This window comes from Oceanidesulfovibrio marinus (assembly GCF_013085545.1).
Lineage (GTDB): Bacteria > Desulfobacterota > Desulfovibrionia > Desulfovibrionales > Desulfovibrionaceae > Oceanidesulfovibrio > Oceanidesulfovibrio marinus.
This window is the reverse complement of record NZ_CP039543.1, coordinates 2,950,600-2,971,263: the sequence shown is the minus strand read 5'-3', so window position 1 is coordinate 2,971,263 and position 20,664 is coordinate 2,950,600. Positions and strand designations below refer to the sequence as shown.

The window sequence follows — 20,664 nt, the reverse complement described above, 5'->3', positions numbered from 1 at the left end:
TATTTGACTATGCTGTTCTTGATGCAGATGCTATGGGCTGCTAGCTGACTGAAATGACCTAGACCGTAGGGGCAGTATGAAATCAGGATGACGCCCAGGTAGAGTCTGGCTCTATCCCGGATGTGCGCGACCATTCGTTATGGGCATTGGAGCTCTCGAGCTGGGAGGGAGAAGTGCAGCAAGCACATGTCTCCTCAAGCATTTTTGGAGGGCTCGATAGCTTCGCGAACAATAAAGATTGGGCGTCGTTTGGATTCGATGTAGGTTCGGCCTAGATATTCACCTAGAATGCCGATGCCCATCAGTTGCAGGCCGCCAAAGAACATGATGGCGACTATGAGGGAGGCATATCCTGGGACATCGATGCCGCGTATCAAAACTTTTGTTATGATGAGGAGTGCGTATAAGAAAGATGTCAGTGAGATACCCAACCCAAAATAGGTCCAAAAACGTAGGGGGGCGGTACTGAAGCTGGTAAAACCTTCTAAAGCGAAATTCCAGAGTTTCCAGCCGTTGAACTTGGAGCAGCCAGCCACACGGGGGGTACGCGAGTAATCGACATACGTGCTGCGGAATCCGACCCAAGCAAACAGCCCTTTGGAGAAGCGCCTGGACTCGGGCAGGCTCCTGAAGGCCTCAACCACTTTCCTGTCCATAAGCCGGAAGTCCCCAACATTGGAGGAGATCTTAGGCTGGGATATCAAATTGTGCACGTAGTAAAAGGCGTTAGCAGTTACACGTTTGAGTCGAGTGTCAGTGGAACGGTCGATCCGCCGGCCCAGGACGACTTCGTATCCCTCTCGCCATTTTTCGATCATATCGAAGATCAGCTTCGGGTCGTCTTGCAAGTCGACATCAATGGGGATGACCACCTGCCCCGTGGCATGGTGTAGTCCGGCTGCAAGGGCAGCCTCCTTGCCGAAATTGCGGCTCAGATCGATAATCCGAATTTGGTGTCCCATGTCTTGGAGTTCTATAAGTCGGGCGAGAGTCGCGTCCGTGCTGCCGTCGTTTACGAAGAGGATTTCAAGTTGAATATCCGGTCGGGCTTTGAATAGCTCCTCGATAGTTTCGAGAAAAATGGAGATCACGTTCTCTTCGTTGAAGACGGGAACAACAACCGTTGCCTTCAGCGGTGCGTTGGTGCTTTTGGGTTCCATAGAGTGTTTATTGGATGAGATTCGAGGTTTATGCTCAGCAGCATGAGATAATGCTTGAATGTGACGGTGCCTATTTGGGTACAGTGTCTTTTACATGTAAATTATTATCCAGTCATTGTGAATAAATATCGATGAGTTGTGTGGCCAGGGTTTTCTGTGTTGCGCCTTGGCGATTCTCTTCGCTTCTTGCATTTTTTCGGAGAAATCGGGCATGTAATGACCGCCCTTGGCCCAGCGGATTTTGGAGCCCAGGTAGGTAAATACATAGGCCGGGTTCCAGACGTCGGTTATTTCACCATGGTCCATGTGGTGGTCTCCGCCCCGTCCAAAAAATTTATTGGAAGAATGCATCATGTTCATGCGTATAGGAGGATATGGGCCTGTTCGCACACAATAATATTCTTTAGATAAGTCAAGCTCAGGAAGCTGTTCGATGCGTTGCAGCATGCGGTTGGCCAAGGCTAAGTCGTGCTCTTGGCCACGCAGCAGCACGCCCTGGCGCAGAAGATCGGACTGCATGAAAAGGAAAATGGTGGCGCAGCACAATACTAGGATGCTGCTTCTGAACAGTGGCGGCTTGCGCCAGGAACTTAAGATAAAGAAAATAAAGGCGAAAAAATAGGACAAAGAGAAATTGTAGCGATATTGCCAGAAGTAGTTATTGTTGGATATCAAAAACAAAGCTTTGGTGGCGATGACGAGGCCCAGGCTTGCCAATGTCAGAAGAACAAGTCGCATGATCAGCTCGCGGCCTTTGTACCTGCGCAACAGGGTGCTGAATAGCTCAGCCATTGCGAGTCCGCTCGCCACAAGGAGAAGAGTGCGCAAAACAGTGCGGATATCCGGCTGCGTATACACCAAGGAGAGGAAGCTCTCGACAACCACCTGTTGAATTCTGACGGGAAGCTCAGATAAGGTGACGATCTTCAGACTATGGACAGAATTAACCTCCAGGCCGAGGATTCTGAGACTCAACAAATAGCCAAACCCGCCAGCCAGCAATGCCAGGAGGCGTGGAATTTGCCGGCGCCACAATGAGATGAAGAGCGTGCCAGGCGGGCTATAGATAATCTCCAGGACAATGCAGGCCATCAGAATGGTCGCTGCTACGCTCAGGCTGGGCTGATAGGTTGCCAAGCCCAGCGTGATGCACAGGCTGCCCAAGGCAAAGCGGAAAAAACGAAAAGAATCAGCCACCATAAGCCCCAGGACGACCAGCAAGATGGCGCCGAAGAAGACACCCACCTGCCATGTGTAATAGAATGCTGCCAAATTCGCAGGGTAGAGCGTAGCCACCAGGGTGACGACTAGGATCTGGGATCGGCGTTCTGTCTGACGCTGCCAGAGCAGAGCCAGACAGAACGCAGCTAGGCAGTGCAGCAGGATGCCCATAATCTGCTGCAGGGCTGGAGTGTTGGCAAAGCCCGTGAGGCTGTAAAAGAATATGGCGAACCAACGCCCGGCGAATAGTTGGTCATTGGGCGAGATCCAGGGAAACCGGCCAGCGTGGTTCGTGAGGAAGTAGTGGCAGATGAAAAGCAGGTAACTCAGAATATTGAGGCCGACGCAAAGGGCGAACCCTGTTGCTATTCCTGGTCCCAGGGCATCGGATTTGCCTTTGAGGTAACGAGTGAGATCAAATTGAAGGATGGACATTGAAGCACCGTTTCAAGTATGCCGCAGGGACATGATGAAAAACATACGCTTCTGACGATTTTTCTCAGTCAAAAGTGCAGCCGAGATCTTGTGTGAGCAGGGTGGACCTTCTTTCAACTACAAGAATAATATTTAACGAGTAGTCGTTTTTTTGTAAAGGCTAGGTTAAGTCACCCAAGGCAATCCCCACCCTGCGAAGAGAAGCTCAAAGCCTAGTTAGATTGTTGAGTCCGCCTTGGATAATAGCATATGGGCGGCAGAATCATATATTGATCGTTACTTAAATAATCTATACAAATAGATGTGTCAAAGAGAAGCTGCGAATTCTTCGAAAATTAATACCATGGTGTAGTTCATCTTATCCATGACAATATCTACCAAGCCAAGAACTTTACGCACTTCAATGTCTAGTGCAAAGCTTCAATCTTGACCAGGACCATTAGTGCAGATCATCTTCGTAAGCTATTACGATTTCAAGGTGCAAAGTGCCATCCATATCTTTAATATAGCCAATGAGCTATGTAAGATCGGCGTGGACTGCACTGTTTGCGTCACAGAAAATGTGGAACTCGTTCACAACATTGGCAAACCTCTGTTCTCTTGCATGACTCATGAGGAGATCCTGGCGCCGGACTTCACGGTCCAGGATCCGAAAAACACCTTGGTGCATGCCTGGACACCGCGAGAAAATGTTCGCCAGTGCACGCTCGCCCTGTGTGAAAAGCTTGGCTGCCGCTACATGATACACCTTGAGGACAACGAGCTCTCAGTCCTGGAGTTCGTTCTTGGCGTGAGCATGGAGCAGGCCCTTGCTATGCCCAGGGAAGAAGTGGATGCCTTGATGCCCGCCCCAGGGGAGTTGCCGTGCACGCATCCGCACTATTTCCAGTCCTTTCTGGAGGGCGCGGCCGGTCTTTCGGTCATTATCGAGACCCTGAATGATTTCAAGCCGGACCATGTGCCTTCTGTGGTGCTCTGGCCCTCGTGCGAAAGCTCCATGTTTCTGAACGCGCGTTGTGACCGGAACCTGCGGCGGGACCTGGGAATAGGGGAGGGCGAGCGCGTCATCTTTTATCCGGGCGCCGTCAGCGAACCGAACAAAGAGGACGTGCTCTCCTTGTACAAGGCTGTGGCCTTGCTCAATCAAAAGGGGCACTCGTTCAGATTACTAAGGACTGGCGTGGATTTTTGCGATCTGGGAATCGGACCCGAGCTCAACGAGCACGTGATCTCTCTTGGGTTTCGTCCACGCGAAGAGATTCCACAGTATCTTGGCATGGCGGATGTCCTGGTGCAACCCGGCGCGCCAGGTCACTTCAATGATTATCGTTTTCCTTCCAAGCTCCCCGAGTTCTTTTACGCAGGCAAGCCTGTCGTCATGGGCCGCACAAACCTGGGAGGGATGATCCGCGATGGCGTGGACGCTCTGCTCATGGAGCGCGGAGACCCGGACGAGATCGTCGAAAAGGTCGTGCTGCTCACGGAGAACGAGGAGTTGGCCGCCACACTGGGGAAGAACGCCCTCGCCTTTGCCGAAAAGCATTTCAACTGGCGAAAGACCGCGGCAGAGCTCCACGCCTTCTACAAAAGCATTCTGTAATTTCGATTACGACCTGGACTTTCCGGCCGGGAGCAATCGTTCGAAATAGTCCACAGGCAGGTCGCTCTTGAGGGCTACGTACTGGTGGTCCATGCAGCGCCGCCAGACGTTGAAGTAGTAGCTCAGGCTATCCTTGTTGGGCCAGACAAGGTGTTCTGAACACTCGTTGGTCCGCACGAGACGGAAGGTGTCTCCTTCGCTATCGAAGGCTATGTTGAGCTCATGGGGCTTGAGCGAGCGGCCAAAGGTGCGCACAGGAGCTACGCCCGGCTTGGCGGTGAGCAGGAACTTGCTGTTGACGCGGTTCAGAAACTTTTTTCCGTACAGATCCACCTCAAAATCATAGTCCTCCAGCCAGGGGGCAAGGCGCGTCATGCGTTCTGGCAGGAGTTCTCCGAAGACATCGTAGACTGCTGGGCTCTCGTCGAGCGTTGGCAGGGAGAATCCCCCATGCATCCGCAGAGGTGTCTGGAGGTGTGTCGAGGCGATGAAGTGGTGCGAGCCCGGGGTTGAAAAGTTTGTGGACAATCCCAGGTAGGGGTAGGCGTAGTACGTGTCGGCAGCGAGCATATACATCAGCAGTAGCTTCTTCCACGAATGTTGCGACCAACCCTCCACGTTCCAGGGCACGGGAATGTCGGGCTCTCCTTCCTGGGCGGCCAGCCAGGTCTTGAACGCCTTCCATTGAGCGGCCGTGAACGCCTGCCCCCAGGACGAGGGCAGTTGCATGAAGTACCCGTCATATGGGGCGTTCAGCGGCGTGAACCCCAGCTCAGCCGTTTCGTTGAAAAGCGGGGCGTAGAGCGATACGCCGCTGATGCGTGCATCAGCCCCGTAAAGACCCAATGCCTGCGAAGCATACTCGTAGAACCAGGGCGAGACGAAAAGATCGTCCTCTATGACGATGACAGCGCCGTATTCCTGAGACAGATCGCCGCACGAGAGCAGGTGGCGACGTAAGCCCAGATGGTCGGAGTGGGCGATGATCCGCTTGGGGCCGAACTCCCAGGAGAATGCCTCGGCCGTTGCCAAGACGACGTCCGCGCCATCGGGATCAATGCTGATGATCAGCGTGACGTCGTCCAAGCCGATACCGCGTTTGAGCGAGGAGAGCACTCGCATGAGCGAGCGGGGACGGTTGTGCGTCGCTACAACGATGGCCGGATGCATGCTGCCTCCAGAGAGCAATGCCGCTTCAGATGAGCCCGAGCTCTGCGAGTCGCCGTTGATAGTTGCGACCCACGGTCAGCGGATTGTACATATCCTGTATCGTACGCTTGCCGGCCTCTGCCAGTCGCGCGGCCAGGGCCGGTTGATCCACACAGGCCCGCATCTGCTCGGCGGCATGACCCATGTCCGGGTCGAACCAGACCTGGTCCTGCCAGAAGTGATATTCCCACGGCTCCACAGGGACGGTGCGTCCCTCAACCATGAAGGCGGTCTCCGGCGTGGTGAAGTCCACGTTGCCGGAATAGTTGCTGGCGACCACAGGTTTGCCCAGCAGCATGGCTTCGGCCAAGGTGCGGCCAAACCCTTCGGAGCGGTGCAGCGAGACCACAGCGTCGCAGCAGTTGAACAGTCCCAGGATCTCGGCGCGGCTGTAGACGGCATTGATGACCTTGATGCGCTGGTCGAGCTCGGCCTGGGCCATAAAGGCCTTCCAGACGGGATCATCGCCGTTGGCGTTCATGGCTTTGACCACCAGCGCCACATCGTCGCGTGTGCGCTCGAAGGCCAGCTTGAAGGCATCGAGCAGCCCGAAGGGGTTCTTGCGCGCGTATTTGGACAAGCTGTCGAACACGAAAGCGAAGCAGAAACGGTTCTGCGGCAGGCCGTAGTAATCGCGGCCATAGTCTGGCGTTTCGTCCACGGTCACAGCCATGGGCATGACGCGCACGGGAACCGGAGAGACCTCGGCAGCAGCATGAGCTGTGAAGTTGGATGAAGACCAGACCTCCTGCACCAGCTTGAAGGCCGGCTCCAGAGGGCGAGGCCAACGAGGCAGCTCCCACTGCCAGCCGGCGATGTTGTATCGTCCCAGAAAGCATTCCGGTCCGTGGACCATGAAGAGTCGGGTCGTCTCCACGCAAGGTAGGTAGAAGAGATTGGCCAAGTACCTGGGAGCCTGAGCCAGGTGCTCTGCGGCGCGGTCGTCCTCGCTGCGGGAGGCGCTGTGGATGGGCGCATCCACCAGGGCGAAGTCCATCCCGGCAGCCCTGAGCGAGGCTGCGGCCATGCGTACGTCCTCACCCACGCCCAGTTCGCCCCGAACGAAGCCGACAACATTCAGTCCGCCGCGTTCGAACTCGCCTGCCGGGATGGTGCGAGGTTTAGGCGAGATTGCGGGGCGTTGTTCGGGCAAGGCGTCCACAACGGCGTCGCCATTCTCGGCGAACCATGCGAGATAGGAATCGTGTCCTTCAGGCGTATTAATGTCAAAACGCTGTCGCAGGTCATCATACTTCTCCCAGAGAAGAAGCTGGAGCCTGGTCAGACCGGGCGCTGAAGACGGCTCCTCCCAGTAGTTGGGCGCCAGAGCCATCCGTAGGGGAAGGCGTGCGGTCTTGACGCCCCAGTCCATGTACCAGTCGACAAAACGTTCACAGCATTCCGGGGTGCTCAGCGGGTACGATCGCTGGACATCCTTGCGTCCCCACCAGAGCAGGTAGGCGAGGCGCGTCACAGGCAGATCCTGCAGGGATTCAACCTCGTTCACCTGGCCGCGCCAGTACTCGTAGGCGTCGGGGGCCAGAAAGGGATCGCAGTGGAACTCCCGACGACCGGATTTTAGCCACCAGAGCAGATAGCCGTTGCGCTGGGCGGGTTCTTCGAGGTCGAAGGAGCGTTGTAGCCAGGAGTTCAGAGTCCAGAACAGGTACAGCCGCTCACTGACGACAAGGTCGCCAGAACGCGCGAAGGAGTGGGGCGCTTCCAGCCAGGAAAGATCGTTGAAGACGGAAAAATTCATAGCCTGATGTTTTAGCTAATCAATACGGCACCAACGTAGAACCCGGCGGGACACGTTGTAGTAATAGCAGACAGATTCGGCGTTTATGTTCAATGGAGTCTTGTCGCAGTCACAGAGCAATCCGTAGTTCAGGCCGTTCCCCTTGATGTCGCAGACGACATTGAGTTCGTGGGGCTTCAGGTCTTTGCTCCAGCTGGCCAGGGCAGGCATGGGCCGCGAGGTGAGGATGTGCGTGGCTTGGAACTGGTTCAAGTCCTTCACTCCGTAAAGATCCACCACGAGGTCGCTGTCCCCCAGATGTGGAGCCAGTCGCACAAACCTGTCAGGCAGTAGCTCGCAGTATTCGTCATAGACGCAAAGAGACTCGTCCATCGGCTTGAAGACATATTCTTTGGGGAACATGTGGATGGGGACCTGAAAGCGCGTGGAGTTGGTCTTGTGGTTGACGCCGATGTCGGAAAAGTTGGTGCTGAAAGAGAGATACGGGTAAACGAAGAAAAGATTGGAATCGCACATGTAGGCGATAAAGTACTTTTTCCACGAGCTCTCAGGCCAAAGCCGCACGTTGGGCGGTACGATGGGGGCTATGTCCTTGTCGGCGTTCGCGTCGTACCATGCTTTGAAGCGTCGCCATTGTTCCCATGTCCAAGCTTGCCCCCAAGAAGAAGGTAGTGCGAGAAAATATGCATCGACGTCGTCCTGCATGGGCCGGAAGCCCATAAAAGAGGTTTCGTTGTATTGCGGTGAATAAAGCGAGATGCCGGCTATGCGATCGTCGTCCTGATAATAGTCGAGGGCGCTGGCAGCGTAGTTATAGAAATGGGGCGACGGATAGATGTCGTCCTCCAAAAGGATTATAGAGCCGTACTCTTCGGTCAAGTCGCCGGAACGCAACACATGGCGCCTGAGGCCCAGACTTTCCTCGGCCGTGAGAATCCGTTTGGGACCTCCCTTCCATTGGAATTCTTCCGCTACCTTCAAAACGTTCAGGGAGTCGCTTTTATCAATGCTGATGACCAGGGTCACGTCATGCGGGTAGTGGGACGCGTTCAGGCCGCCCAGTATGCGTCGCAGGGATTCTGGGCGGTTGTATCCAAGGACAACGATAGCAGGTGATTGAGTCGTGTTCATGGTTGAGTCGTCGCGGTGCGTCAAAACCGTCCAGATCGTGTTCGGACGGGTATTCGCACATTCAAATTCGGTGAGGATGAACACATTTGCTTGCGGATGTCTACAGAGGCAGGCGCAGCCGTTCGGTTGTGAGATGGGTTTGGAGCCGCACTGTGGGCAGGCATCCGGGAAGGTATAACTCGTATCGTCACCGTGACAAGAGATATTCGAGTACCCGGATATGCTTTTTCATGGGCCGCCATCTTGCTACTGAGATGATTGACCGGCATGCAAGTATCATCAATACTGGACGCGATCGGTTCACATGATGTTTTTATGTGGATTGATTTTCGAGAAGAGGTCAGTGGGATTAGCTCGCCTTAGCTCTTCATTTTTGCAGTGTTTCGCTTTATACGAGTCCGTTGTGAGGAGAAGCCTCGTAATCGACATCACAAGAGGCTCCCTGCACGGGGAAAGGCAGGTCTTTACCCACGCTCCGAAGGCGCTCCAGACGTGGGGACATGGACCTTGCTGAGAAAGACATCAGCATGATCAAGCGGGCGCAGTGGCGTCCTAGCTTTGGAGTATATTTTGCCAGCAGACAAAAAAATATTAATAACTACATATCATAATGCATTTCTTAATAAAGGCGGTGGCGAGTATGAACTCCTTGAAGTGGCTCTGAATTTAAGGAAAATGGGGCACATAGCCGATGTGTACAGCCCATACTCAAGGTCTGTGCAATATTATGATATTATTATACATTTTTCAGTCGAAGAGGGTGGGCTCGGCTTGCTTCGCCACGTGAAGAGCGAGGGCAAGAAAGTCATCTTGTGGCCCAATTTGTGGGTGGAGTCTCATGACCGGGATCGAGTGAAAAAAGTGGCTGCCGCCCATCTCGATCTAGCTGACGCGGTGGTGTTCAAATCCAGGACCGAAGAGAAAAAGTTCAAGTCGGTGGCCTGGCAGGACAATACTCGCTCGATCATCGTTCCGGCCGGCGTGGACCCTTCTTTTGCTCAAGCCGCGCCGTCCAGGCTGTTCCGTAGCTCATACGACCTGGATACGTATCTGCTCTGGGTAGGCATTATCGAGCCGACCAAAAACCAGCTTTCGACCATTGAAGCCCTCGCGGATTTTGATCTGCCTCTCGTGATCGTGGGCGACTATCGCGACAAAGAGTATTATGCTCAGTGCAGAGCTGCGGCGCCTGAGCATTTTTTGTTCCTCGATCCAATCGCTCACAATTCCGACCTTATTCGGTCAGCCATGCAGGAATGCCGGTTATATATCGAAACGTCACTCGATCCTCCTGGCAAGTCGGTGATCGAAGCGGCCATTGCCGGTGCGCCGTTGTTGGTACGGGAGTCGGCCTGGGCGCGGGAGCATTTTGGCGATGCCGCCTTCTACCTGAACGCTGATGATGCTGGCAGCATTCGCGAGGGTATCGAGCGCACCCTTGATGTGCCCAAGAAACAGGTCCTGCGGAACGATCTGATGAAGAAACACCTGTTCCCCGATGTACTTTCACCATTGACGCAGCTGATTGCAGAGCTTACCCAAGAGCGCTGAATCAACCTGACCGGCACGGCCCAAAGGATGGTTGTACGGTTGGGTTTTGATTCCTCTGAAGCTGCTCGCGTGCAAAGAGTTTTTGTGCATCCCCACACCCCAAAAAGGTTATAATGAGAGTACTGGTCGCTCAACGTCAATCCCACGTCTCCGGCGTGTCCTTCTCGCTGTCCGTATTCGCCCGGGTTGTGGAAGCCATGGAGTGGTTGCGAGACCAGGGGCGTCTGCACTTCGTTACGCACTTGGAAAATGATCCGGAAGTCTATCGTCTTTTCGCGTGGGCAGATGCGGTCGTGTTCTGCAAGAACGCTTCACCCAACTCCATAGAGTTGGCGGCTCGCGCTCGGGATATGGGCAAGAAGGTGCTGCTTGATTTCGACGATTGGACCCTCGATTTTCCTTCCTACAGCGGCGGCCCCAGGAACGATCCGGCCAACACACAGCGCGTCAGGAGGATGCTGGAACTCGCCGATGTGGTTACCGTGGCCAATGTCCGACTGCTTCAGGCGTTGCGTTGTATGCGCGAAGACTTGGTTTTGGTGCCAAACGGCATATATGTGGAAAAGTATCCCGAGGCGAAGCCTGAAGAGCCGTCCAGGCAAAAGCTCGTGTTCACCAATGCGGATTTATTGAAGCTCGAGTGCTTTCGGAAGGATTTTCTGCGCGTACTGCAAGATTTCTGGGCTGCGCACCCGAAGTATACAGTCGATTTTTACGGTGATCCATTTCCCGAGCTGATATCACTCCCATTCATCCACTATACGAATCGCATTTCATACGGCGATTACTTGCAGTGTCTCGCCAATGGCGCATACCATTTTTCCATCATTCCTCTTGGCGGATGTGAGGACGAGGCGAGTAGATTTTTCAATTCGTGCAAGAATCCATTTAAGTATATTAATTATGGCCTGCTGGGCATTCCTGGCGTGTACTCGAATACGGACTTGTACAAAGATGTGGTTGTTGATGGCGAGACAGGCTTGTTGGTTGAAAACACGTATGAAGCCTGGGTTGACGCCATGAATCGCCTTGCCAGTTCTTACGAGCTCAGACAACGCATACGGGAGCAGGCCCGTGAAGATGTGAAACGCAATTTTCACATCAAAGATGGCGCTGAAGTATTTTGGCAATTGCTTAGCTCATAGTGGAAGATAAAATGGGTAACTGTGCACAGCAACTGCCTTACGGATTTGAATCCCTGAACGAGATACGGCGATGCATTTTTTTATGATCCGACATGGTGAATCCATGGCAAACCTTCAGGGTCTTGTGACAGGGGGCGAGGAGTCGCCGCTTACTGACAAGGGAAAGGAGCAGTGCCGTTCGTTGCGGACGCTTATTCAAATCCGCGGACTGGAGTTCGATCGCTACGTGGTCAGCCCCATGCTCCGGGCAGTTCAATCCGCCGAGATAATCTTTCCTGATCAGAAGTTCGTTGTGCTTCCCGAGATCGCGGAGACCGACGCCGGCCACTGTGCCGAGTGGCCATTAGTGCGGTTTCTTGCGGACCATTCGAATTTCTACAGTGAGTTCGATCCTGACCGTCCGTATCCAGGCGGTGAGTCGCACATGGACCTTTACCACCGCACAACGCATTGGTTTATGAACGCGATCGAAACGTATGGGGAGCACGAGCGAGTGGTAATGGTCGCACACAATGGCCCGATCGCATGCGTACTCCATCATTGTTATAACACGCCCATGACCTGTTTTCCTCGTTTCACGGCGCCGAATGCATCGTTGTCGCATCTCCATATAGATAAGACGGGCGTTGCAAGGCTATATGCATTCGGCATTGCTGGCGGCATCTGAGCGCAGCTCAGTAACTTGACTTCCGGGCGCGCCAAACCATGTGATGGCTTGTTTTGGACGCCGTTATTTCGGGGAAGCCTGAAAAGGATTTATCTCCTGAGATGTCGGGATGTTTTGATCGGTATGGTTAAGGGATCCTAAAGCATTTAGCAATGGATTGATCTGGAGCATTGCAGTTCTATTTGAAAGGTTATAGTGAAATAAGATGTCAAGTTATTCTGCTCCCCATATGAAAACGTCTTGTGAACGTTCTTCTCATTAGTTGCAGCTGCATCAGTGTGCCCCATGCGTATCCTGCATTTCTACAAATCGGCCTATCCAGACTCAACCGGCGGCATTGAGACGGCAATACACCAGATAGCCAAAGGTGTGGCAGCGTATGGTGTACGATCCGATGTACTTGCACTTTCTAGAGATCAGAACCGCATAATAAATTTTGATGAATATGACCTGCATTTGCTCAAAGCAGATTTGGAAATAGCGTCAACACGTTTTTCGTTGCGCTCATTGCAGCAATTTATGGAATTGTCCAAGAGTGCAGATGTCATTCATTATCATTTTCCCTGGCCATTCATGGACTTGGTTCATTTTATAAGCCGGACTCGAAAACCTTCCATAGTAACGTATCATTCAGATATTGTACGTCAAAAGAAGTTGCTGCTGCTGTATTCTCCTCTCATGATGAAGTTCTTGGGCCGTGTAGACAGAATCGTCTCCACGTCGCCCAATTATTCCGCCACGAGCAATATTTTGCAGCGGTTCCAGGAAAAGGTTGTAAATATTCCGATTGGAATTGATAGGGATTCCTATCCTGTCCCGTCTGAGGAAGGAGTCCAACGCTGGAAAGATAAGTTCGGCTCTCGATTTTTCCTCTTTGTCGGCGTGCTTCGATATTACAAGGGGCTTCACATCCTTCTTGAGGCGGCGAAAAACACCGACTTCCCCATTGTGATTGTTGGGTCAGGCCCGATTGAACAAGAGCTCAAAGGTCTGGCGGATCGACTCGGCCTTCGGAATATTCATTTCCTGGGGTGGGTGAACGATGAAGACAAAGTCGCTCTCATGAATGCATGTTATGCTGTGGTCTTTCCGTCGCACTTGCGTTCCGAAGCGTTCGGCATTTCGCTTCTGGAGGGGGCCATGTTCGGAAAGCCCTTGCTTTCCAGCGAAATCGGTTCGGGCATGAGCTATATCAATATCCATGGTGAGACCGGCATCGTTGTTCCTCCGAGCGACCCCGGCGCGTTGCGCGAGGCAATGCTGCAGCTCTGGGACAATCCCGATCTCGCCGCGGAGATGGGCTCACATGCGCAACAGCGCTATTCCACGTTGTTCACGGCGGACATAATGGCTTCCAACTATGTCGACCTCTACAACGAAGTGGCCTCGTGACACCGCGCCGTACTCCAAAGGCCTATGTCTTCTTGTATCGCCAGGAGTGCCGATGGAACGCCAGAGCACGTTGCAGCTAGAAGCCTTCTCAAAAATGCTCTTTCGTTCAGTGTGGGCGTCAGGCGCCCACCCCGCGCGGAGGGCGAACGTAATGAGCGATATGCCTTGTGCGCGGCAATCACCATCCTTGCCACAAGCCCGAATGCCTATGTATTAGGCAGCTTGTTCAGTTGATACTTTCAATAGGGGGACGAGACAGGGAGCAGGGGGGCCTGCCAGATGACATCTTCTTTCACGAGATCCCAGTCGGGAGAATCCATCGTCGTCTCACCAGCAGTCAAACGTGCGCAGTAGAGTCCGGGCCTCTGTTGCATTCGCCAAACCTTATTGTTAACGAGTACATATGGACTGCTTTAAAGCGTATGACATCCGCGGCATCGTGCCGGACCAGTTGAATGAAGATGTCGCCTATGGTATCGGGCAAGCGTTTTTGTCTGAAGTCGATGCGTCCACGGTTTGCGTGGGGCGGGATATCCGGCTGTCCAGCGACGGAATTGCCCAGGCTTTGATGCAAGGGCTGTGCGATGGGGGCGCGGATGTTTTCGATATAGGGCTGTGTGGAACCGAAGAAGTCTACTTCCATACATTCCATAAAGGCCTTGGCGGCGGAATCATGGTTACCGCCAGTCACAACCCTGCCAACTACAACGGGATGAAAATTGTCCGGGAGCAGGCCAGACCCGTGAGCCGGGATAACGGCCTCTTCAGCGTTCGGGACAGGGTTGCCGAAAAGCGTTTCAAAAACTCCGAGCGGATTGGCCGCCGGCATGAGCTGGCAGAGCGCAAGGAGTATGTCGATTTTCTCTTGAACTGCATCGACCGTGAAGCGCTTGCTCCTTTGAAGATACTGGCCAATCCAGGCAATGGCTGCGCCGGACCCGTGGTGCGGGAGCTTGCAGCACACCTGCCTTTTTCGTTTCAGTTCATTCACGAAGAACCGGACGGGACTTTTCCCAATGGTATCCCCAATCCGCTGCTTCCCGACCGGCGAGCCGATACCTCCAGAGCGGTGGTCGAGTCCGACTCGGATATCGGCCTTGCCTGGGATGGCGACTTCGATCGATGCTTTTTCTTTGATGAGCGCGGCGAGTTCATCGAGGGCTACTATCTCGTAGGGCTTCTGGCGCAAAGCATGCTGTCTCGCAATGCGGGAGCGAAAATAATTCACGATCCGAGGCTGACCTGGAACACCGTGGACATCGTAACCGCAGCTGGCGGGATTCCTGTTGTGAGCAAGACTGGCCACGCTTTCATCAAGGACCGGATGCGCGAGGAAGACGCCATATATGGCGGTGAAATGAGTGCCCATCACTACTTCAGGGACTTCGGTTACTGCGATAGCGGCATGATTCCCTGGCTGCTCGTTTGTGAGATATTGAGCCGTACCAGGAAACCACTATCTGCCCTTGTGGATGAGCTGAAACGTTCGTATCCGGTAAGCGGAGAGATAAATCTGAAGGTAGCCGACCCGCTGAAGGCCCTTGCGCATGTCGAGGAAGTGTACCGAACCCAGGCGCAAGGCATCGACAAAATCGATGGTCTGAGTATGGACCTTGGCCAATGGCGATTCAATCTGCGCTGCTCCAATACGGAGCCGATAGTCCGGTTGAATGTCGAGGCCAAGGCGAATGAAACACTCATGAACGAGAAGACTGCCGAGCTTCTGCGTCTCCTCGAACTGTTTGCTGAAAAATAGGTAATTGTATGATTCAGCCAGTAATTCTTGCCGGCGGGAAAGGAAGCCGCTTATGGCCCCTTTCCAGAGAGCTGTATCCCAAACAGTACATCACGTTTCCCGGTGAAGGGACTTTGTTTGAGCAGACGTTGTTGCGTAGCAAGCTTTTTGACCAGGTCGCCGAGCCCGTGGTGGTCTGCAATGTCGAGCACCGCTTCCTTGTCGCCGAGCAGTTGCAGCGTTTGAACATAACGGGGCGGATCATTTTGGAGCCGGTCGGGAGGAACACGGCGCCCGCAGCAGCGATCAGTGCTCTGATGTGCCAGGACGAAGACCCTGTTTTGCTGGTCATGCCGGCCGACCACAAGCTCGATGGCGGGGTGCTCAATGAGGCGGTGGAAGCAGCGCTGCCGCTTGCCGAGGAAGGATACCTCGTCGCCTTTGGAATAGATCCGGAAAAGCCCGAGACCGGATACGGCTATCTGCAGAAAGGGCAGCCATTGCAAGACGGCTTCAAGGTCGATGCCTTTGCTGAAAAGCCCACATACGAGCTCGCGCGGCAGTATGTGGATTCGGGCGACTACTTCTGGAACAGCGGGATCTTTCTCTTCAAGGCGTCCGCCTATCTGGACGAGCTGAAGAAGTTCGCTCCCGAAATGTATTCCGTTTGCGCCGATGCTGTGGCGGGAGTGGTTTCCGACCTCGATTTCATGCGGCTCCCGCACGATGTTTTCGCCTCCTGTCCCTCTGATTCCATTGATTATGCAGTGATGGAAAAGACAGACAAGTGCGCGATGGTTGTTCTCGAAAACTCCGGCTGGAGCGACCTGGGCTCCTGGAGCGCCATCTACGAAACAGGTACAAAGGATGCCAATGGCAATGTCTGCCAGGGCGAGGTGCTCGTGGACGGCGTGAAAAACTGTTACCTGCATTCGGAGTCCCGGTTGGTCAGCGCAGTAGGGGTTGAAGACCTGGTCATTGTCGAAACCCCGGACGCAATTCTTGTCGCAAAGAAGAGTCAGGCTCAGAATGTGAAAAGCATCGTGAACACATTGTGCGAAAACAAAGACGAGAAAGCGCTTCTGCACAGAAAGGTATACCGGCCATGGGGGTCCTACGAAGGAACGGACAAGGATGAGCGCTTCCAGGTCAAACGTATTGTAGTCAAGCCCGGACACGTCCTTTCTTTGCAGAAACACCACCATCGAGCGGAGCATTGGATCGTTGTTAGCGGAACAGCAAAGATAACAAACGGCGACAAGGAAGTTTTACTCACAGAAGACCAATCCATGTACATACCGGTCGGAACAGTTCATCGCTTGGAGAATCCGGGCTGTATTCCTCTGCAGTTGATTGAGATCCAGACAGGATCTTACCTCGGGGAAGATGATATCGTACGGCTTGACGATGTATATGGACGCAATGGGATTGATACATGAAGAAAGTAGCTCTGATAACGGGTGTCACCGGGCAGGATGGATCATATCTTGTCAGGCTTCTGCTTGATAAGGGATATGAGGTGCACGGCATCAAGCGTCGTGCTTCGTTGTTCAATACGGACCGTATCGATGATGTCTATGAAGGCCCTCACGCGGAGAACAAACGTTTTTACCTGCACTATGGCGATCTTACTGACTCCTCGAATCTCATCCGCATAATACAGCAGGTGAAACCGGACGAAGTGTATAACCTCGCAGCCCAAAGCCATGTGGCGGTGTCCTTCGAGTGCCCGGAGTATACGGCGGATGTCACGGCCCTGGGAACCTTGCGCTTGCTTGAGGCTATCCGAATCGCCGGCCTGGAAAAATCGACTCGATTCTACCAGGCGTCCACCTCCGAGCTGTACGGTCTGGTCCAGGAGACTCCGCAGACCGAGAGCACACCCTTCTATCCTCGCTCGCCGTACGCGGTTGCCAAGCTGTATTCGTACTGGATTTGTGTAAACTACCGCGAAGCTTATAATATGTTCGTATGTAATGGCATCTTGTTCAACCATGAATCTCCGGTGCGCGGGGAGACCTTTGTGACGCGTAAAATCACCCGCGCGTTGACCAGGATCAAGCTCGGCCTGATGGACAAGATGTACCTGGGCAACCTGGACGCCTTGCGCGACTGGGGACATGCCAAGGACTATGTGAAGATGCAGTGGTTGATGCTGCAGCAGGATGCGCCCCGGGATTACGTCATCGCGACCGGGGAGCAACACTCGGTGCGCGAGTTTGTCGAGGTTGCCGCCGCCGAGTTGGACATGAAGATCGAGTGGGAAGGCAAGAACGAGAAAGAGGTCGGCCGCGATGCGTCCAGTGGCAAGGTCATCGTGGCGGTGGATCCGAAATATTACAGACCCACCGAAGTGGAGACGCTTCTCGGCGATCCATCCCAAGCAAAGAATGAGCTGGGGTGGACTCCCGAAGTGACGTTCCGCGAACTCGTGCAGGAGATGGTGCAGGAGGATTATCTCGTGGCCAAGCGCGAAGATCTGTGCAGGCGCAACGGCTATGAGGTATGTCTGCCTCAGGAATAATAGGGTGGGATGCTCAGATGCAGAAAAACGATGTCATATATATCGCCGGTCACCGCGGTCTCGTAGGCTCTGCGCTGGTGCGGCGGTTGGCAAAGGACGGTTGCACGAACCTGCTGCTGCGCCGTAGCAGCGAGCTGGATCTGCGCAACCAGGCCGCTGTGAATGCCTTTTTTGCCGAGCATAAGCCGGCCTATGTGTTTCTGGCTGCGGCAAAGGTGGGCGGCATTGTTGCCAATGATACGTATCCGGCAGACTTCATACGCGATAACCTGCAGATTCAAACGAACATCATTGATGCCGCGTATCGCAACGGCGTCAAGAAGCTCCTCTTCCTCGGCTCTTCGTGTATCTATCCCAAGCTTGCACCGCAGCCCATGCCTGAGAACTGTTTGCTGACTGGGCCGCTGGAACCCACCAACGAGTGCTACGCCATCGCCAAGATCGCGGGTTTGAAAATGTGCGCCGCGTACAGACGGCAATATGGCTTCAATGCCATCAGCGTGATGCCCACTAATTTATACGGACCCGAGGACAACTTCGATCTGCAGACTTCACATGTGGTCCCGGCGTTGATTCGTAAGTTTCATGAGGCGAAGGTTGCCGGTGCCGCCACGGTCTCGGTTTGGGGAACCGGTCAGCCCCGCCGCGAGTTTCTGCACGTCGACGACCTTGCCGACGCCTGCGTCTATCTGATGCGAAACTATGACGGGGAAGAGCTGGTCAATATCGGCGTGGGCCAGGATATCACCATAGGCGAACTGGCCCGTCTTGTTGCCGAGGTTGTCGGATTCGAAGGCGACATCCAGTTTGACGTTGAAAAACCGGACGGAACACCACGCAAGCTGCTGGATGTGAGCAAGCTTACATCCATCGGCTGGAAGGCCGGTATTGATCTGCGGGAGGGACTGGCCCAAGCGTATGCGTGGTATACGGAAAGCGAGGCCCGGTAACCGGTCCGGAGGTGTGAACGCGAATCAGCGCATTCGCCTCCCCCTGCAGGAAGACCACCGCTACACCGCGGTGATCGTCGCGCCGCGTGTTAAACTGCTGCCTTGGATCGACCGCGGCCCCGGCCGAGAGAAAAGCATCAGGCCGTTCTTTCAACGACAGGGAAAGATGACTGAAGCGCCCCAAGACAGTGGGCATGGACATGAACGCGTTTACGAGGCGGAGATCGAAGCCCACTGCCTAAGCCGAGATCGTTTACGACCGTTTTCGCGTAGTGGCCAAGTTAGGCGCGAAGCCATTGATTGACAGAGTTCGTTGCGGCGAGGCCAAGCGCGTTGGCTGTTGGGAACAAGGGGGACATCGCCCGGGGGAGAACTCGTCCAGCTGTGCGATCTGCTGGATGCCGACCGAACTCCGATGAAGGTCTATGTGCTGGAGGAGAACTTGAAGCAGCTGTAGCAGTACAGATATCCCAAGGCTGCGTATTGCGCCGGAGAAGAGTGGCATCGACGGGCTATGCAAAGTTCCATTGAACCACCTTTGTACATATGGGTCGGCTTTGATGTAAAAGCAATCGGCGTACTTGTATTATGTTGTTAACCCTGATTTTCTCGTAGTATTATATGCCCGTTGCCAATGCCAGACAGCGCTTCGAATGCGAATAAGGGAAATCGGAGACGGCTCTACAGGGAAGATGGGCTGACGCTCCCGAATGAGCGCTATACACAGGGAACGTCCTGCCGAGGCATCCCGGGCCATCGGCTGATGGTCAAAACGAGCGCAAACTAACATAAGCCCGGTACAGAAATTGGTGTGCTCCGGGGGATCCAAAAAGCTTGACTCATTCTGGAATGATTCTTGGCGTTAGTCCCCAACCAAGTTTGTGTTTGTACTGCAAGTGCTTTGATTGTCACACATCATTATATGATTGCCGGGAAACTGCTCTGGAGAGAGTGTGCTTTCGTCTTAAGGTGATTTATAAAGCTGCTTGAGCGGTTTACAGTACAACATTCCGGCATTGCCGGGATATCTTGACCATGGAGACAGTTGAAATGGTGAATAAGAAACCTGTCGTTTTGGGAGAAGGGGGCGTTAAGATCCCCTTTCTTGATCGCTTTAAAGTGCAGATCGTCTCTAAATCATTGAGCAAAAAATTTGCAAAATTCATGAATCCTGGTAAGACGCGAGTTTTAGAAGTTGGCTGCGGCTATGATGCTCGCCTGCTACGCTCTTTGTCGAAGAAGATACATTCTGGGGTAGGGATAGACTTCTCAGTGAATGACCAAATCAAAGGGGACTCTAATTTTGAATACATGGAGGGTGACCTTTTCGAGTGTATGCCGCAACTGAAGTCTGAATCGTTTGATCTTATTCTTTTTTTGAGCATTCTCGAGCACCTGGATAACCCACTAGCAGCGCTCAAAGAGGCCAGAAGGCTATTGTTACCAGGTGGATATATCTTTTTTAACAGCCCGAATTGGTTTGGGAAATGGGTCTTAGAAAATGTAATGACAACAAAGTTGCTTGATCCCAAAAGAATAATTTCCAATCAAGTGGACACCCATAAGATGTACTTTTCCCCTCGTGATATGTGGCCGATTCTTATCGAGGCGGGGTTTATTTCATCAGATATTAAATTGTGGAGAAGTAACTTTCATTGTAGCCTTTCTGGAATAATCCATAAAAGCACGAAATAATGCCTCAAGTTATAAGATTTTTGGTAGCTGGCGTATTATGCGTCACAATAGACTATGTTGTATATAATATTCTAATGGCATTCGGTGTAGGTGTCAGCACTTCTAAAGCCATCAGCGTGACAACAAGTGTCTGTGTAAGCTATTTTATTAATGTTTCTTGGACATTTAATTCCGAAAATAGGCTTGAGCGCATTATCAAGTACATAACAGTGTATGCTGTTAGTATAATAATGAATGTATTTGTTAACATGGGTGCGTTGAGTCTCTCAGGATCATTGAGATACTCTACCCAATTCGCATTCCTTTGCGCTACAGCAGCTTCTACAATTTTCAATTACCTTTGCCTTAAGCTATGGGTCTTTCGTTCCGCAAAGGCTTCCTGAGCATTACTATCAATAGCAATCATCTGCCATATTAATGAGGCGAAGGGTTGTACAGAGATAATATTTACCTGACACTCTGGAGTAGCCCCCGTTTCGACCGGACACCT

General features: G+C 53.2%; 16 protein-coding genes. 11 read left to right on the top strand and 5 right to left on the bottom strand.

All coding sequences use genetic code 11. The annotated features are described in order from the left end of the window. Window positions 1-194 precede the first annotated feature (194 nt). On the bottom strand, window positions 195-1,160 hold the full coding sequence (locus tag E8L03_RS13100; RefSeq protein ID WP_171267593.1) for a glycosyltransferase family 2 protein: 966 nt from the start codon (window positions 1,158-1,160) through the stop codon (window positions 195-197). 90 nt (window positions 1,161-1,250) lie between these two features. Further along, a complete protein-coding gene (locus tag E8L03_RS13095) occupies window positions 1,251-2,816 on the bottom strand; it encodes a glucosyltransferase domain-containing protein (RefSeq protein WP_171267592.1) in 1,566 nt (521 codons plus the stop codon). 442 nt (window positions 2,817-3,258) lie between these two features. On the opposite strand from E8L03_RS13095, the gene E8L03_RS13090 reads away from it, so the two are divergent. Continuing rightward, window positions 3,259-4,416, top strand: coding sequence for a glycosyltransferase family 4 protein (locus E8L03_RS13090; RefSeq protein WP_171267591.1), 1,158 nt, complete (start codon window positions 3,259-3,261; stop codon window positions 4,414-4,416). Between the two features lie 6 nt (window positions 4,417-4,422). Here E8L03_RS13090 and E8L03_RS13085 read toward each other — a convergent pair whose 3' ends face one another. Genes E8L03_RS13085 through E8L03_RS13075 form a run of 3 tightly spaced genes read right to left on the bottom strand, consistent with a single transcriptional unit; the run spans window position 4,423 to window position 8,599 of the window. Continuing rightward, window positions 4,423-5,586, bottom strand: a complete 1,164-nt coding sequence (locus E8L03_RS13085) for a glycosyltransferase family protein (RefSeq protein ID WP_144234414.1) — start codon at window positions 5,584-5,586, stop codon at window positions 4,423-4,425. A gap of 25 nt (window positions 5,587-5,611) precedes the next feature. After that, entirely contained in the window at window positions 5,612-7,384 is a 1,773-nt protein-coding gene (locus E8L03_RS13080; RefSeq protein WP_171267590.1) for a glycosyltransferase family 4 protein, read from the bottom strand. Window positions 7,385-7,399: 15 nt separating this feature from the next. Beyond that, entirely contained in the window at window positions 7,400-8,599 is a 1,200-nt protein-coding gene (locus tag E8L03_RS13075; protein WP_171267589.1) for a glycosyltransferase family A protein, read from the bottom strand. A gap of 486 nt (window positions 8,600-9,085) precedes the next feature. Here E8L03_RS13075 and E8L03_RS13070 point away from each other — a divergent pair, with 486 nt between their 5' ends. The 10 genes from E8L03_RS13070 to E8L03_RS21200 all read left to right on the top strand — a co-directional run bounded on the left by E8L03_RS13070 (window position 9,086) and on the right by E8L03_RS21200 (window position 20,557). After that, complete coding sequence (locus E8L03_RS13070) at window positions 9,086-10,066, top strand: glycosyltransferase family protein (protein ID WP_171267588.1); 981 nt, start codon at window positions 9,086-9,088, stop codon at window positions 10,064-10,066. Window positions 10,067-10,179: 113 nt separating this feature from the next. After that, window positions 10,180-11,211 (top strand): glycosyltransferase, encoded by a 1,032-nt coding sequence (locus E8L03_RS13065; RefSeq protein WP_144234418.1) that lies wholly within the window; start codon window positions 10,180-10,182, stop codon window positions 11,209-11,211. A 103-nt stretch (window positions 11,212-11,314) separates the two neighbouring features. Beyond that, window positions 11,315-11,878, top strand: coding sequence for a histidine phosphatase family protein (locus E8L03_RS13060; protein WP_167512356.1), 564 nt, complete (start codon window positions 11,315-11,317; stop codon window positions 11,876-11,878). A gap of 285 nt (window positions 11,879-12,163) precedes the next feature. Then, window positions 12,164-13,270 carry a glycosyltransferase family 4 protein gene (locus tag E8L03_RS13055; RefSeq protein WP_144234420.1) on the top strand — a complete coding sequence of 369 codons (1,107 nt, stop codon included), beginning with the start codon at window positions 12,164-12,166 and terminating at the stop codon, window positions 13,268-13,270. Between the two features lie 403 nt (window positions 13,271-13,673). Then, entirely contained in the window at window positions 13,674-15,026 is a 1,353-nt protein-coding gene (locus E8L03_RS13050) for a phosphohexomutase domain-containing protein (protein ID WP_171267587.1), read from the top strand. An 8-nt stretch (window positions 15,027-15,034) separates the two neighbouring features. Beyond that, complete coding sequence (locus E8L03_RS13045; RefSeq protein WP_171267586.1) at window positions 15,035-16,444, top strand: mannose-1-phosphate guanylyltransferase/mannose-6-phosphate isomerase; 1,410 nt, start codon at window positions 15,035-15,037, stop codon at window positions 16,442-16,444. Beyond that, window positions 16,441-17,529, top strand: a complete 1,089-nt coding sequence (gene gmd, locus E8L03_RS13040) for a GDP-mannose 4,6-dehydratase (protein ID WP_144234423.1) — start codon at window positions 16,441-16,443, stop codon at window positions 17,527-17,529. The genes E8L03_RS13045 and gmd overlap by 4 nt, the downstream gene beginning before the upstream one ends. A gap of 17 nt (window positions 17,530-17,546) precedes the next feature. Next, the gene (fcl, locus tag E8L03_RS13035; protein WP_171267585.1) at window positions 17,547-18,479 is read left to right on the top strand and encodes a GDP-L-fucose synthase; all 933 of its coding nucleotides are present in this window, start codon (window positions 17,547-17,549) and stop codon (window positions 18,477-18,479) included. Window positions 18,480-19,514: 1,035 nt separating this feature from the next. Beyond that, complete coding sequence (locus E8L03_RS13030; protein WP_144234425.1) at window positions 19,515-20,174, top strand: class I SAM-dependent methyltransferase; 660 nt, start codon at window positions 19,515-19,517, stop codon at window positions 20,172-20,174. Further along, window positions 20,174-20,557, top strand: a complete 384-nt coding sequence (locus E8L03_RS21200; RefSeq protein ID WP_171267584.1) for a GtrA family protein — start codon at window positions 20,174-20,176, stop codon at window positions 20,555-20,557. The genes E8L03_RS13030 and E8L03_RS21200 overlap by 1 nt, the downstream gene beginning before the upstream one ends. Window positions 20,558-20,664: the final 107 nt, after the last annotated feature.

Coding starts and splice junctions, on each gene's coding strand:
- E8L03_RS13100 (WP_171267593.1), bottom strand. CDS start 1,160: ATGGAACCCAAAAGCACCAACGCACCGCTGAAGGCAACGGTTGTTGTT.
- E8L03_RS13095 (WP_171267592.1), bottom strand. CDS start 2,816: ATGTCCATCCTTCAATTTGATCTCACTCGTTACCTCAAAGGCAAATCC.
- E8L03_RS13085 (WP_144234414.1), bottom strand. CDS start 5,586: ATGCATCCGGCCATCGTTGTAGCGACGCACAACCGTCCCCGCTCGCTC.
- E8L03_RS13080 (WP_171267590.1), bottom strand. CDS start 7,384: ATGAATTTTTCCGTCTTCAACGATCTTTCCTGGCTGGAAGCGCCCCAC.
- E8L03_RS13065 (WP_144234418.1), top strand. CDS start 10,180: ATGAGAGTACTGGTCGCTCAACGTCAATCCCACGTCTCCGGCGTGTCC.
- E8L03_RS13060 (WP_167512356.1), top strand. CDS start 11,315: ATGGCAAACCTTCAGGGTCTTGTGACAGGGGGCGAGGAGTCGCCGCTT.
- E8L03_RS13055 (WP_144234420.1), top strand. CDS start 12,164: ATGCGTATCCTGCATTTCTACAAATCGGCCTATCCAGACTCAACCGGC.
- E8L03_RS13050 (WP_171267587.1), top strand. CDS start 13,674: ATGGACTGCTTTAAAGCGTATGACATCCGCGGCATCGTGCCGGACCAG.
- E8L03_RS13045 (WP_171267586.1), top strand. CDS start 15,035: ATGATTCAGCCAGTAATTCTTGCCGGCGGGAAAGGAAGCCGCTTATGG.
- gmd (WP_144234423.1), top strand. CDS start 16,441: ATGAAGAAAGTAGCTCTGATAACGGGTGTCACCGGGCAGGATGGATCA.
- fcl (WP_171267585.1), top strand. CDS start 17,547: ATGCAGAAAAACGATGTCATATATATCGCCGGTCACCGCGGTCTCGTA.
- E8L03_RS13030 (WP_144234425.1), top strand. CDS start 19,515: ATGGAGACAGTTGAAATGGTGAATAAGAAACCTGTCGTTTTGGGAGAA.
- E8L03_RS21200 (WP_171267584.1), top strand. CDS start 20,174: ATGCCTCAAGTTATAAGATTTTTGGTAGCTGGCGTATTATGCGTCACA.